The organism is Caulobacter sp. 05L422, from assembly GCF_056397765.1.
This window is the reverse complement of record NZ_JBFTOB010000011.1, coordinates 20917-34334: the sequence shown is the minus strand read 5'-3', so window position 1 is coordinate 34334 and position 13418 is coordinate 20917. Positions and strand designations below refer to the sequence as shown.

Here is a 13418-nt window from a genome sequence, read left to right as displayed (position 1 = left end):
GTCGCTGTCGGCGTCCCCGTGAGCTGGAAGATGAGCGCTCGACCTCCTCGCGATAATCCTTGATAGTTTGAACGTTGTTTCAAACAGGATTTGATAATGCAGCGCGACCTGCTGGACGGCGTCGTGGCCTTCACCACCGTGGCGCGGCGGCGAAGCTTCACCGTGGCGGCGGCCGATCTGGGCGTGACGCCGGCGGCGGTCAGCCATGCGGTCAAGCAGCTGGAGGCCCGGCTGGGCGTCGTGCTGTTCGCCCGCACCACGCGGGAAGTCGGGCTGACCGAGGCCGGCAGGCGCTACCTGCAGGGCGCCCAACCGGCCGTCGAGGCGATGGAGGCCGCCACGGTCTCGGCGCGGGCCCTGGGCGAGGGTCCGGCGGGCACGGTGCGCCTGACCACCTCGCGCCTGGCCCTGCGGATGGTGCTGGCCCCGGTGGTCACCGACTTCCTCCGCGCCTATCCGGACGTGCGGCTGGAGATCGTCGTCGACGACGCCCAGGTCAGCCTGATCGAGGAGGGCTTCGACGTCGGCCTGCGGATGGGCGAGATGATCGCGCCCGACATGGTGGCCGTCCGGGTGTCGAACCCGTTCCGGTTCTGCGTGGTCGGCGCGCCCGCCCTGCTGGACCGTTGGGGGCGGCCCGAGCATCCGCGCGACCTGAAGACCATCCCCTGCCTGAACGTCCTGCAGACCACCCGCCGCAACAACTACCGCTGGGAGTTCGAGGAGGACGGCCGCGAGTTCCAGGTGGCGGTCGAGAGCGCCATCAGCGTCAACGACTTCGACTTCCTGCTGAAGGGCGCGCTGGACGGGCTGGGCCTGACCTATCAGCCCGAGCCCCTGGCCATGCCGCACGTGATGACGCGGCGGCTGGAGCGGGTGCTGGACCCCTATCTGGCCGGTCCCACCGACTGGCGTCTCTACTATCCCAGCCGCCTGGGCGCTTCCGCTCCGCTCCGCGCTTTCGTGGAGTTCATGCGCGGCCGCCTTCGCACGCCGGGCCGCGCCTAGGCTCCTCGCCCCCTTTCCCTGGAGCTTCTGGCGCGCTAACCCCCGTGGCGATGCCCACATCCGTCCGCACCGCCTACCGAGAGCGCCTGGCCCAGGGCGAGATCAAGCCCGACGTCGCCCAGGCCGCCGCGGTCGACGCCCTGTCGCGGCTGGAGGCCGATCTCGACAACGCCGGCGAGCCCGGCTTCTCGCTGTTCGGGCGCAAGCCAAAGGGCCAGAAGGGCGTCTATCTGTGGGGACCGGTCGGGCGCGGCAAGTCCATGCTGATGGACCTGTTCTTCGACAGCGCCCCGGTGACCAAGAAGCGCCGCGCGCACTTCCACGCCTTCATGGCCGAGGTCCACGAGCACATCAACGCCTGGCGCAAGGGCGACGCGGCCGAGCGCAAGGCGCGCTTCGGCCAGCACAAGGGCGACGACCCGATCGCGCCCACGGCCGACCTGATCGCCGCCGACGCCCGCCTGCTGTGTTTCGACGAACTGCAGGTCACCGACATCGCCGACGCCATGATCCTGGGTCGGCTGTTCGAGGCCTTGTTCGCCCAGGGCGTGACCCTGGTGGCCACGTCGAACCGCCCGCCGGACGACCTCTACAAGGACGGACTCAACCGCCAGCTCTTCACGCCCTTCATCGACATGCTGAAGGAGAAGATGGACGTGGTCGCCGTGCGCGGCCCGGTCGACTTCCGCCTGGATCGCCTGCGCGCCGCCCGCACCTGGCTGGCCCCGGACGACAAGACCAACCTCGCCGCGTTCGACGCGCTGTGGGCCGACATGCTGGACGGGGCCGAGGAGACCGGCGCCAAACTCGAGGTGTTGGGTCGCAAGATGCACTTCCCGCGCGCCGCCGGCGGCCTGCTGCGCGCTTCGTTCGCCAGCCTCTGCCAGCAGGCGCTGGGCCCGCAGGACTACCTGGCGATCGCCGAGCGCTTCCACACCCTGTTCCTGGAAGACGTGCCGCTGCTGACGCCCGATCGGCGCGACGCGGCCAAGCGGTTCAACACCCTGGTCGACGCCCTCTACGAGGCCGAAGCCAAGCTGGTGGCCCTGGCCCACGGCGAGCCCGAGGCGCTGTACCCGGCCGGCGACGGGTCGTTCGAGTTCGAGCGGACGGTGTCGCGCCTGCAGGAAATGCGTTCGGCCGACTATGTCGCTCGGATCCGGGATTAGGAGAGCCTGATGAGCATCAAAGACCGCGTCCGCGTCCACGAGACCAAACTGCTCTCCGACAACTGGTACGTCCTGAAGACGACCACCTTCGACTGGAAGCGCCGCGACGGGACCTGGCAGACCCAGCACCGCGAGCACTACGACCGGGGCAACGGGGCGGTGCTGCTGCCCTACAACCTGGCCAACCGCACCGTGCTGCTGGTCAAGCAGTTCCGTTATCCGGCCTTCGTCAACGGCTATGACGACCTGCTGATCGAGGCCGCCGCCGGCCTGCTGGACGACGCCGAGCCGGAGGTGCGCATCCGCGCCGAGGTCGAGGAGGAGCTGGGCTATCGGCTCGGCGCGGTGACGCCCGTCTTCCAGGCCTTCATGAGCCCAGGCTCGGTGACCGAGGTCCTGCACTTCTTCGTCGCCGAGTACGACGCCTCGATGCGGATCGGCGACGGCGGCGGCCATCCGGACGAGGGCGAGGACATCGAGGTGCTGGAACTGGCCATCGACGAGGCCCTGGCCATGGTCGCCGACGGCCGCATCCGCGACGCCAAGACCATCATGCTGCTGCAGCACGCGGCGCTGAACCTGTTTCGGGCCCAGGTCTGAGAACGTTTCTCAACAAGGGCGGCCGCGTTGACACCCCCAACGTCGCGCTTAAAAGCATCCCGCAACGCACAAAGCCAAAGGGTTGGACGCAACCATGACCGACACCAGCGGGGGACTTCCCGACCGCCCCCTGTCGCCGCACCTGCAAGTCTGGCGCTGGCACATCACCATGGCCTGCTCGATTCTGCACCGCGCCACCGTCTTCGCCCTCTATGTCGGCGTCCTGCTGCTGGCCGGCTGGGCCCTGGCCCTGGCCTCGGGTCCTGAAGCCTACGCCTGCTACACCGGACTGCTCGGTTCGTTCCTCGGCAAGCTGGTGCTGTTCGGCCTGACCGTCGCGGTGCTCTACAACATCGCCTACACCGTGCGTCAGACCGTCTGGGACGCCGGCAAGGGCTTCACGCCGAAGATCGCCGACATGTCCGGCGCCTGCGCCATCGCCTTCGCGGTGGTCGGCGCCGTCGTCGTCTGGGTCATCGCCGCCCAAACCGGAGCGCTCTGATATGGCCGGTCCTTCCTCCGCCCGCTTCCGCACGCCGATCTCCCGGGCCCGCGGCCTGGGCGCCTCGCACCACGGCGTCGGCCACTTCATCACCGAGCGCGTGTCGGGCATCGCCCTGATCCCGCTGGCCCTGTGGGGCCTGTTCGCCGGCCTGCGCCTGGCGGCCCTGGACTTCGACGGCGCCGCCATCTGGGTGTCGATCCCGCACAACACCGTCCTGCTCTGCCTGCTGATCGTCGTCGCCCTGATCCATTTGAGGCTTCAGGTGCAGGTCGTGATCGAGGACTACATCCCGGACTTCACGGTCAAGACCGTGCTGGTCCTCGCCAATCTTTTCGTTTGCGTCCTCGGCGGCGCTCTTGGGGTCGTGGCGATCCTCAAGGTCGCCTTCACCGGAGCCTTCTGATGTCGGCCTACAAGTTCATCGACCACAAGTTCGACGTCGTCGTCGTCGGCGCCGGCGGCTCGGGCCTCCGCGCCGCGCTCGGCTGCGCGCAAGCGGGCCTGAAGACGGCGTGCGTCACCAAGGTGTTCCCGACCCGCAGCCACACGGTCGCCGCCCAGGGCGGGATCTCGGCCTCGCTGGGCAACATGGGCCAGGACGACTGGCGCTGGCACATGTTCGACACCGTCAAGGGCTCGGACTGGCTGGGCGACCAGGACGCCATCGAATACCTGACCCGCAACGCTCCGGCGGCGGTCTATGAGCTGGAGCACTGGGGCGTGCCGTTCTCGCGCACCGTGGACGGCAAGATCTATCAGCGCGCCTTCGGCGGCATGACCAAGAACTTCGGCGAAGGCCCGATCCAGCGCACCTGCGCGGCGGCCGACCGCACCGGTCACGCCATGCTGCACACGATGTACGGCCAGTCCCTGGCCCACGACACCGAGTTCTTCATCGAGTACTTCGCGCTCGACCTGATCATGGAAGACGGCGTCTGCCGGGGCGTCACCGCCTGGAAGCTGGACGACGGCACCCTGCACCGGTTCCAGGCCCAGATGGTCATCCTGGCCACCGGCGGCTACGGCCGCGCCTACTTCTCGGCCACCTCGGCCCACACCTGCACGGGCGACGGCAACGCCATGGCCCTGCGCGCCGGCCTGCCGCTGCAGGACATGGAATTCGTGCAGTTCCACCCCACCGGCATCTACGGCGCCGGCTGCCTGATCACCGAGGGCGCCCGCGGCGAAGGCGGCTACCTGACCAACTCGGAAGGCGAGCGCTTCATGGAGCGCTACGCCCCGTCGGTGAAGGACCTGGCTCCGCGCGACATGGTCAGCCGAGCCATGACCATCGAGATCCGCGAAGGCCGCGGCGTGGGCCCCAACAAGGACCACATCTTCCTGCACCTGGACCACCTGGACCCGAAGATCCTGCACGAGCGCCTGCCCGGCATCTCCGAGACCGCCAAGGTCTTCGCCGGCGTCGACGTGACCAAGGCCCCGATCCCGGTCCTGCCGACCGTCCACTACAACATGGGCGGCATCCCCACGAACTACCACGGCGAAGTCGTCACCAAGTCGGGCGACAACCCCGACCAGGTGATCCCCGGCCTGATGGCCGTGGGCGAGGCGGCCTGCGTGTCGGTGCACGGCGCCAACCGTCTGGGCTCCAACAGCCTGATCGACCTGGTGGTGTTCGGCCGCGCGGCCGCGCTGCGTTGCGCCGAGATCCTCAAGCCGATGGCCACCCAGCCCGAGCTGAAGGCCAGCATGACCGACGGCCACCTGGCCCGCTTCGACCGCTTCCGCAACGCCAACGGCGGCCAGCCGACGGCGGCCCTGCGCCTCGAAATGCAGAAGGCCATGCAGGAGGACGCCGCGGTGTTCCGCACCGGCGAGAGCCTGGTGAGCGGCGTCGAGCGCCTGCAGACGGTCTGGGACAAGGCCAAGGACATCAAGGTCAGCGACCGCGGGCTGGTGTGGAACACCGACCTGATGGAGACCCTGGAGTTCGACAACCTGATCGGCCAGGCGGTCGTGACCGTGGCCGGGGCGGTCAACCGCACCGAAAGCCGCGGCGCCCACGCCCGCGAGGACTTCTCCACGCGTGACGACGCCAACTGGATGAAGCACACCCTGGCTTGGCTCGACCAGTCGACCGGCAAGGTGAAGATCGATTTCCGACCGGTGCACAGCTACACCATGTCGAAAGATATCGACTACATCCCGCCCAAGCAGCGCGTGTACTGAGGGTACGATCGATGGTTCAGCTCACCCTCCCCAAGAACTCCACCGTCCAGAACGGCAAGACCTGGCCCGCTCCGGCCGGCGCCAAGAACACGCGCGCGTTCAAGGTCTATCGCTACGATCCGGAAGACGGCCGCAATCCGCGCTGGGACACCTACGAGGTGGACGTCGACGCCTGCGGCCCGATGGTCCTGGACGCCCTGCTCTACATCAAGAACACCATCGACCCGACGCTGGCCTTCCGCCGCTCGTGCCGTGAAGGCGTCTGCGGCTCGTGCGCGATGAACATCGGCGGCCGCAACACCCTGGCCTGCACCCACGGCCACGCCGACACCCCCGGCAAGGCCGTGCAGATCAGCCCGCTGCCCAGCCAGCCGGTGGTCAAGGACCTGATCCCCGACCTGACGCTGTTCTACGCCCAGTACGCCTCGATCGAGCCCTGGCTGCACACCGTCACGCCCGAGCCGCAGACCGAGTGGAAGCAGTCGCCGGAAGACCGCTCCAAGCTGGACGGCCTCTACGAGTGCATCCTCTGCGCCTGCTGCTCGACCTCGTGCCCCAGCTACTGGTGGAACGGCGACAAGTACCTGGGTCCGGCGACCCTGCTGCACGCCTACCGCTGGCTGATCGACAGCCGCGACGAAGCCACGGGCGACCGCCTCGACAACCTCGAGGACCCGTTCAAGCTCTATCGCTGCCACACGATCATGAACTGCGCCCAGGTCTGCCCGAAGGGTCTGAACCCGGCCAAGGCGATCGCCGAGATCAAGAAGATGCTGGTGGAGCGCGTGGTCTAGACACCACGGCTCCATTTCCCTCGTTCTTCGACGGGCTCGGGACGAGGGTGCTTCAAACGCCGCAGAAGATCGCTAAAACCGATCTTCGAGCCCAAGGCCGATCGGCTTGCAAAAAGGTGACGCCACCGTCATCTTTGCTCGAACGGGAGGACTTTGGCTTTGAGTGAAGCAGGGACCGGTGATCTGAACGCCCGCGTCGTGATCGTCGGCGCCGGCCATGCCGGCGGTTCGGCCGCCGCCTTCCTTCGCCAATACGGCCACACCGGCCCGATCGTGCTGATCGGCGACGAGCCCCTGCTGCCCTATCAGCGCCCCCCGCTCAGCAAGGCCTGGCTGAAGGGAGAGGCCGACGCCGACAGCCTGCAGCTCAAGCCTTCCAGCTGGTACGAGGAGGCGGGCGTCTCCCTGCGCCTGGGCGGCGTGGTGGTCAGCCTCAATCGCGGCGCCAAGACCGTCACCCTGGCCTCGGGCGAGCACCTCCCCTACGACTACCTGATCCTGGCCACCGGCGCCCGGGCCCGCGCCCTGCCGATCCCCGGCGCGGACCTGGCCGGCGTCCTGGCCCTGCGCACGGCGGCCGACGCCGAGGCGTTGAAGAGCCACCTCGGTCCCGGCAAGCGTCTGGCGGTGGTCGGCGGCGGCTATGTGGGCCTGGAGGCCGCGGCCTCGACCATGGCCCTGGGCGGCCACGCCACGATCATCGAGCGCGAGCCGCGCGTGCTGGCCCGGGTGGCCTGCGAGACCCTGTCCTTCTTTTTCCAGGACTATCACGGCGCGCGCGGCGTGACCTTCATGCTGGATGCCAATGTGGCGGGCTTCGACGGCGTCGACGGCCACGTGACCGGCGTGCGGATGACCGACGGTTCGGTGATCGCTTGCGACGCCGCCCTGGTCGGGGTCGGCGCCATCCCCAACGAGGAGCTGGCCCGCGACGCCGGGCTGGAGTGCGCCAACGGCGTGGTGGTCGACATCGAGGCCCGCACGGCCGATCCGTTCGTGTTCGCCATCGGCGACCTGACCCACCGGCCGCTGCCGATCTACGGCCGCCAGTTCCGCCTGGAAAGCGTGCCCAACGCCCTGGAGCAGGCCAAGCAGGCCGCCGCCGCCATCGCCGGCCGGCCGATGCCGCCGCACGAGATCCCGTGGTTCTGGTCCGACCAATACGATCTGAAACTGCAGATCGCCGGCCTGCCGTTCGACGCCGACCGCCAGGTGGTGCGGGGCGACGTGGCGGCCGCCAAGTTCGCCGTCTTCCACCTGAAGGGCGACCTGGTCCAGGCCGTCGAGGCGGTCAACGCGCCGCCCGAGTTCATGGCCGGCAAGCAATTGATCGCCAAGCGCACGTCCGTCAGCATCGAGAAGCTGGCGGATCCGACGATTTCCATGAAAGAAGTAGCGGCGTAAAACGACCGTTCAAAAGCGAGTTCAGGGGACCCATGGCCAAGATCACCTACATCGAGCACGACGGCACGGACCACGTCATCGACGTCAAGCCGGGCCTGACGGTCATGGAAGGCGCGGTGAAGAACAACGTGCCGGGCATCGACGCCGACTGCGGCGGCGCCTGCGCCTGCGCCACCTGCCACGTCTATGTCGACGACGCCTGGCTGTCCAAGACCGGCGAGAAGTCGGCCATGGAAGAGTCGATGCTGGACTTCGCGGAGAACGTCGAGCCGAACTCGCGCCTGTCGTGCCAGATCAAGGTGTCGGACGGGCTGGACGGGCTGGTGGTGCGGCTGCCTGAGAGCCAGCACTAGGCGGCATACTTGCCCCCACCTGGCGGCTTCGCCGCCTGTCCGCCCCCATAGGGGGCTGAGGGCCGCCGCACAGCCCCTCTTCCCCCTTTGGGGGAAGACGATCGCGAAGCGATCCGTAGGGGGCAAGTGTTCGCCGCAAGAACCTAGATCCTAGAACCCAAACTCCGGCTGCGCCGCGCCGGGCTGCTGCGTCTCGGGCAGGTGGCACGTGAACATCGACCCCGCGCCGGGCTCGCTCTCCAGCGCCACCCAGCCGCCGTGCAGCTCGACCAGCGCCTTGACCAGGGCCAGGCCCAGGCCTGGGCCGCCGCGGTCGCGGCCGACGAAGCGGTCGAAGATGTGGGCCTGGACGTGGAAGGGCACGCCCCGGCCGGTGTCGGCGACGTCCAGCCGCACCTCGCCCAGAGCCCGCCGCGCCGACAGGGTGACCACCCCGTCCGGCGGGGTCTGGCGCAGGGCGTTCTCGATCAGGTGGTCCAGGATCTGCGACAGCCGCTTGTGGTCGCCGCGGATCAGGCCGACGTCCGGATCGCACTCCACCGACAGCGTGACGCCGCCCAGCTGAGCAAGTTTAAGCGACCGCTCCTGGGCGTCGCTCATCAGGCCGGCCACGCGGATGTCCTCGATCTCCAGCGCCATCTCGCCGGCGTCGATCTGGGCCATGTCCAGCACGTCGTCGATCGAGCGGGCCAGCTGGGTGGCCGCCGAGCGCACCGACGCCACGTGGCCCCGGCTGCGTTCCGACAGGCCGTCGGCCCGCTCCAGCAGTTCCGAATAGCCGATGATCGTCGTCAGCGGCGTGCGCAGCTCGTACGAGACGTTGCCGACGAAGTCGCGCTTCAGCCGCTCGGCTTCGGTCAGGGCCTGGGAGCGGTCGGCCAGGGCGCTTTCCAGCTGGCGGGTGTCGGTGACGTCGGCGAAGGCGATCAGGGTCGCGCCGTCGGGCAGCGGACGGCTCTGATAGACGATGATGCGATTGTCCGAGGTGCGGGTCTCGCCCGACGTCGGGGCGCGCATCTGCGGGTCGGGATCGGCCACTCTGCCCTTGAGTTCGCGCCAGAAGCTCAGGTCGTGCAGGCGCGGCACGCACAACTCGACCACGCCCTCGAAGTCGACCGCCGCCTCAAGAGCCTGGGCCGAGACGTTCCAGAAGGTCTCGAAGGCCTCGTTGTGCAGCCGCAGGCGACCGTCGGAGCCAAACACCGCCACCGCGTCGTTCAGCTTGTCCAGCGTGGCCTGCTGCACCTGGATCAGGGCGTTGTACTGGGCCTTCAGCCGCAGCTCGCCGGTGATGTCGGAATAGAGCAGCAGCATGCCGCCCAGCGGGTGGGGCTGGCGCACGACGCGCAGGGTGCGGCCGTCGGGCAGGTCCCACATCTCGTCGGCCTGAGGCCCCAGGTCCTCGTAGCGCGCCAGTTCGGCGGCCTTCCACTTGGCGTAGTCGACCGTCTCGGGCAGGCGGCGGCGCTGGCGCAGGCGGTCCAGCACCTCGCCGTGGGTGGGGCGCTCGGCCAGCCAGGCCGGCTCCAGGCCCCACAGCTCGGCGAAGGCGGTGTTATGGAAGGCGAGACGCCGGCCGGCGCTGAAGATCGCCACCGCGTCGGCGATGTGGTTGAGGGTCTCGTCGTGGGCTGCGACGTGCTTCTTCAGCGCGTCGCGCATGTCCTCGACCTCGGTGACGTCGCTGCTGAACACCCCGACCCCGCCGCCTTCCAGCGGCTGGGCCGAGAAGCGCAGGGCCCGCCGGCGGCCGTCCAGCGGCACCCAGCGGACCAGTTCGCGCAGCTCGCCCGCCTTGGCGGCCTCGACGGCCAAGGCGTCGGCCGCCCGGTCGATCGACTTGTTGTCGCGCGAGGCGTCGGCGGCGGTCTCGACCCCGACCACGCGCAGATAGGCGGCGTTGCCCCAGACCGGCGCGCCGTCGGCGCCCGAGATCCAGGCCGGCTCGACCAGGCCGTCCATGAAGGCGGCGAAGCGGCCGGCGTCGGGCAGGCCGGTCTCGTTGGCGGCGGCCGCGGCCAGGCGCAGCCAGGCCCGGGTTCCGGCCGCCCGGCCCTCGACCAGCACGCCGCCGCGCGGACCGCGCGCCTCGAAGGCGCAGACCTCCCCCTGTTCGAACAGGGCCTTCAGCTTCTGGGCGTGGGACGGATCGGCTTCGGTCAGGGCCACGACCACGGCCTGGGCGTCGGCGGCGACGTCGAGGATCTTGGCGCATTCGGCCAGGGCGTCCTCGCCGGACACCAGGTCGACGCCGCCGTCGTGGATGGCGACCACGGCGCTCTCGAAGGCCTCGGCGGCCCCCTGGCTGTCCATCAGCCGGGTTTCCAGAACCTGGGCGCGGGCCTTCAGGCGGACGAGATGGTCCTCGAACCGCCGTCGCTGGGACATCGCCCACAGCGTGGCGCAAAGGGCGAGGCAGACCGCGCCGGCCGTCGCGGCCAAGATCAGGTCGGACGAGGTCATCAGGCTTGTCGTCGGCCCCCGGGCTGCGGACGTGGTTAGCGAATCAGATTCACAGATTAGGCCGCGCGTGACCAGAGCGCGATGAGCGTGGCTGTCGCACAGCCCTTACTGGTCTTTCCGGCGCGGTCCCGCCAGCCTATGTACCGACCATGACCTGGACCGATCGCCTCGCACCGTCCCTGGACGACTTCGCCGCCCTGGCGCGAAAGGCGTTCGACGACCTGCCCGTCGACTTCCGCCGCCAGACCGGCGACGTGGTGTTCCGCATCGACGATTTCGCCTCCGAAGAGGTGCTCGACGATCTGGGCATCGAGGATCCGTTCGAGCTGACCGGCCTCTACCAGGGCGTCGACCTGGCCCGCCGCTCGCTGTTCGACCCCACGCCGCAGGCGTCGATGGTGTTTCTCTACCGCCGGCCGATCCTCGACGAATGGTGCGAGCGCGGCGACGTCACCCTGGGCGAGCTGATCGCGCACGTGCTGGTCCACGAGATCGGCCACCATTTCGGCCTGTCGGACGACGACATCCACCGCATCGAGGACGACGCATGAGTTCCGCCGACAGCCTGTTCGACGCCGAGGCCTGGCAGGGACGCATGGAGGCGCATTGGTTCGAGAGCGGCGTCCAGCTGGCGGAAGCGGGCAAGGTCGACCTGGTGGCCATCGAAGACGACGCCGTCACCGCCCACGTGACCGGCAGCGTCGGCGACCTCTATGTCGTCAGCTTGCGCGCCCCGGACGGCGAAGGCGCCTGCACCTGCCCGGGCTTCGAGAAGTTCGGGGCCTGCAAGCACCAGGCGGCCGTGGTGGTCGCCGCCAATCTGCTGGACACGACGGGCCGGGGCTATGTCCGCGATCGCCTGGCCCGCCTGCGCGACGGCCTGGCGCTGGAGAGCAAGGACGCCCTGATCGAGCGGATCGTCGAACTGGCCAAGCGCGACCCGAAGGTGCTGGCGGCGCTGGAAGGCTAGGCGGCGGCTCGACGATTTATCGGGCGGCGGACCGCGGCCAGTAGGCCAGGGCCTGGGCCGCGATCGCGGCCTGGGTCCGGTTGTGAACGTTGAGCTTGCGCATCAGCGCGGTCATGTGGGCCTTGACCGTGGCCTCGGCGATGCCGAGGTCGAAAGCGATCTGCTTGTTGAGCAGGCCCGAATTGACGCCTTCCAGGACCTTCAGCTGGGTCGGCGTCAGTTCGTCGAACGCCGCCTCCAGATTCCGGTCGATAAAGCGGACTGCCGTCGTGGTCATTGCTGAACCCCTCTGCTTCATCCCTGCGCGGCCGTTTTGGACGGCGCAGCGCCCGGTTTCTTTTGTTCGCCGAGTGATGGTCGGTGAATCCGGGTCGCGTTCGTGATGGTAACGCTATCTGTTGGACAAGTTCAAGCGATTTGGCCGATGTGAGCGTGAACATTTCGATCTGTAGAGTTTCAGCTCGAAACCTGTCATACAGGTTTGGCATGCAGTGAGCCGAAAAGGCTCGTCGCGAACGAAGCGGGGCCGGCCTGTCCGGAGCCCGGAAGCGCCTTCGAAGGGTGGATGGCGCGCCGGCTTTCTATGCCGGGCGAATAGCGCGATGGTGGCGCCGTTCGAGTTGGAGACCGACGGATGAGCGAAGGCCGCCTAGCGGACAGGGCGTATACGGGCATCGTCGAGATGATCAACGCCGACGGATTGGCGGTCGGCGATCGTCTGCCTTCCGAGGCGCGCCTGGCGGAGATCTTCGGCATGTCGCGCACGATCGTGCGCGAGGCGCTGGTTCGGCTGGCCGCCGACGGCATCACCGAGGCCCGGCGCGGGGCCGGTTCGTTCGTGAAGAGCCGGCCGTCCGACAAGCTGGGCGCCTACATGCCCCTTTCCGAACTGGCTTCGACGATGGGCAGCTACGAGGTGCGCTTCGTGCTCGAGGCCGAGGCGGCGCGGCTGGCGGCGGTTCGTCGCTCGGCCGAGGAGATGGCTAGCATCGAGGAGGGGCTTTCGAAGCTGCGAGAGGCGCTGCTGTCGAACGCGCCGGCCCACGCCGAGGACATGGAGCTGCATCGCCGGATCGTGCTGGCGACGGCCAACCCCGCCTTCCTGGTCACCTTCGAGGCCTTGGAGGCCGACGTCGACCGGATCATGCGGGCGGGCGTCGACATTTCGCGATCGCGACCGCCGGAAGTGATCGGCGAGATGATGCGCGAGCACGAGATGATCGTCGAAGCGATCCGCGCGCAGGACGGCGACAGCGCCGCCCTGGCCATGCGCTGGCATCTGTCGCGCGGTCGAAAACGCCTAATGCCCTGAGGCGCCCGCCGCGCCGCCGCTGGAACCCGCCTGGCCTTCCAGCCAGGAGTGGGCGATCTCGCAAAGCCGTTCGGGCGAGGCACCGGCGTTCAGCGTGAAGACCGCCTCGTCGGCGCCGGGCCGCTCCAGCGTGGCGAGCTGGCTCTCCAGCAGGCTGACGGGCATGTAATGGTCCGAGCGATCGGTGAGGCGCCGCAGCAGTTCGTCGTGGCTGGCGTCCAGCATCACGAAGCGCGTAGGGGCGGCAATGGCGCCGCGCAGGCGCTCGCGATAGCTGCGTCTCAGCGCCGAGCAGGCCGCCACGACCCGCCCTCCCGACGTCAGGGCCTCGCCGACCGCCAACCCCAGGCGATCCAACCAGGGCCAGCGGTCGTCGTCGTCGAGGGGCTGACCGGCGCTCATCTTGGCGATCGCGCGCGCGTCGTGGAAGTCGTCGCCTTCCAGGAACGGGCAGTCGAGCTTGTTCGCCAGCAGGGCGCCGAGCGTCGACTTTCCGCTCCCGCTCACGCCCATGGCGATGATGGCGAACCCGGCGGACGGGGCGAGGCGGGATGGCGACGGCAAGCGGTCTCCTTGGAAGGCGGCCGGCAGGGCGAAGGACCGACAGGCCTATCGCACGGTTGAAATCGGGTTCTACCGGGCCGTCGACA

Annotated in this window: 15 protein-coding genes; 12 read left to right on the top strand and 3 right to left on the bottom strand. The window is 68.9% G+C overall.

Features of this window, described 5'->3' with window-relative positions; translation table 11 throughout:
* Nucleotides 1-96: 96 nt before the first annotated feature.
* From AC1DMQ_RS11890 to AC1DMQ_RS11850, 9 genes are all read left to right on the top strand, one after another.
* The gene (locus AC1DMQ_RS11890) at nucleotides 97-1008 is read left to right on the top strand and encodes a LysR family transcriptional regulator (protein WP_477033771.1); all 912 of its coding nucleotides are present in this window, start codon (nucleotides 97-99) and stop codon (nucleotides 1006-1008) included.
* A 50-nt stretch (nucleotides 1009-1058) separates the two neighbouring features.
* Nucleotides 1059-2177 carry a cell division protein ZapE gene (gene zapE / locus AC1DMQ_RS11885; protein ID WP_477033770.1) on the top strand — a complete coding sequence of 373 codons (1119 nt, stop codon included), beginning with the start codon at nucleotides 1059-1061 and terminating at the stop codon, nucleotides 2175-2177.
* A 9-nt stretch (nucleotides 2178-2186) separates the two neighbouring features.
* On the top strand, nucleotides 2187-2777 hold the full coding sequence (locus AC1DMQ_RS11880; RefSeq protein ID WP_477033769.1) for a GDP-mannose pyrophosphatase: 591 nt from the start codon (nucleotides 2187-2189) through the stop codon (nucleotides 2775-2777).
* Nucleotides 2778-2871: 94 nt separating this feature from the next.
* A complete protein-coding gene (gene sdhC / locus AC1DMQ_RS11875; protein ID WP_477033768.1) occupies nucleotides 2872-3279 on the top strand; it encodes a succinate dehydrogenase, cytochrome b556 subunit in 408 nt (135 codons plus the stop codon).
* 1 nt (nucleotide 3280) lies between these two features.
* Nucleotides 3281-3685 carry a succinate dehydrogenase, hydrophobic membrane anchor protein gene (gene sdhD / locus AC1DMQ_RS11870; protein WP_477033767.1) on the top strand — a complete coding sequence of 135 codons (405 nt, stop codon included), beginning with the start codon at nucleotides 3281-3283 and terminating at the stop codon, nucleotides 3683-3685.
* The gene (sdhA, locus tag AC1DMQ_RS11865; RefSeq protein ID WP_477033766.1) at nucleotides 3685-5472 is read left to right on the top strand and encodes a succinate dehydrogenase flavoprotein subunit; all 1788 of its coding nucleotides are present in this window, start codon (nucleotides 3685-3687) and stop codon (nucleotides 5470-5472) included. The genes sdhD and sdhA overlap by 1 nt, the downstream gene beginning before the upstream one ends.
* A gap of 11 nt (nucleotides 5473-5483) precedes the next feature.
* A complete protein-coding gene (locus AC1DMQ_RS11860; RefSeq protein ID WP_056755985.1) occupies nucleotides 5484-6266 on the top strand; it encodes a succinate dehydrogenase iron-sulfur subunit in 783 nt (260 codons plus the stop codon).
* A 183-nt stretch (nucleotides 6267-6449) separates the two neighbouring features.
* Complete coding sequence (locus AC1DMQ_RS11855) at nucleotides 6450-7670, top strand: NAD(P)/FAD-dependent oxidoreductase (protein ID WP_477033886.1); 1221 nt, start codon at nucleotides 6450-6452, stop codon at nucleotides 7668-7670.
* A 32-nt stretch (nucleotides 7671-7702) separates the two neighbouring features.
* The gene (locus AC1DMQ_RS11850) at nucleotides 7703-8023 is read left to right on the top strand and encodes a 2Fe-2S iron-sulfur cluster-binding protein (RefSeq protein WP_477033765.1); all 321 of its coding nucleotides are present in this window, start codon (nucleotides 7703-7705) and stop codon (nucleotides 8021-8023) included.
* A 150-nt stretch (nucleotides 8024-8173) separates the two neighbouring features.
* Here the strand turns inward: AC1DMQ_RS11850 and divL are convergent, their stop codons facing one another.
* Nucleotides 8174-10486, bottom strand: a complete 2313-nt coding sequence (gene divL, locus AC1DMQ_RS11845; RefSeq protein ID WP_477033764.1) for a cell cycle protein kinase DivL — start codon at nucleotides 10484-10486, stop codon at nucleotides 8174-8176.
* Between the two features lie 149 nt (nucleotides 10487-10635).
* Between divL and AC1DMQ_RS11840 the strand changes: the two genes are divergently transcribed.
* Both AC1DMQ_RS11840 and AC1DMQ_RS11835 read left to right on the top strand, forming a co-directional pair.
* Entirely contained in the window at nucleotides 10636-11037 is a 402-nt protein-coding gene (locus AC1DMQ_RS11840) for a metallopeptidase family protein (protein WP_477033763.1), read from the top strand.
* Entirely contained in the window at nucleotides 11034-11456 is a 423-nt protein-coding gene (locus AC1DMQ_RS11835; RefSeq protein WP_477033762.1) for an SWIM zinc finger family protein, read from the top strand. The genes AC1DMQ_RS11840 and AC1DMQ_RS11835 overlap by 4 nt, the downstream gene beginning before the upstream one ends.
* A 16-nt stretch (nucleotides 11457-11472) precedes the next feature.
* Here the strand turns inward: AC1DMQ_RS11835 and AC1DMQ_RS11830 are convergent, their stop codons facing one another.
* Nucleotides 11473-11733 carry a helix-turn-helix domain-containing protein gene (locus AC1DMQ_RS11830; protein WP_477033761.1) on the bottom strand — a complete coding sequence of 87 codons (261 nt, stop codon included), beginning with the start codon at nucleotides 11731-11733 and terminating at the stop codon, nucleotides 11473-11475.
* Nucleotides 11734-12090: 357 nt separating this feature from the next.
* Here AC1DMQ_RS11830 and AC1DMQ_RS11825 point away from each other — a divergent pair, with 357 nt between their 5' ends.
* Complete coding sequence (locus AC1DMQ_RS11825; protein WP_477033760.1) at nucleotides 12091-12768, top strand: FadR/GntR family transcriptional regulator; 678 nt, start codon at nucleotides 12091-12093, stop codon at nucleotides 12766-12768.
* Here the strand turns inward: AC1DMQ_RS11825 and AC1DMQ_RS11820 are convergent.
* Nucleotides 12757-13332: a gluconokinase gene (locus tag AC1DMQ_RS11820; protein ID WP_477033759.1), complete on the bottom strand. Its 576-nt coding sequence runs from the start codon at nucleotides 13330-13332 to the stop codon at nucleotides 12757-12759. The two genes, AC1DMQ_RS11825 and AC1DMQ_RS11820, sit on opposite strands and share 12 nt — an antisense overlap.
* Nucleotides 13333-13418 lie beyond the last annotated feature (86 nt).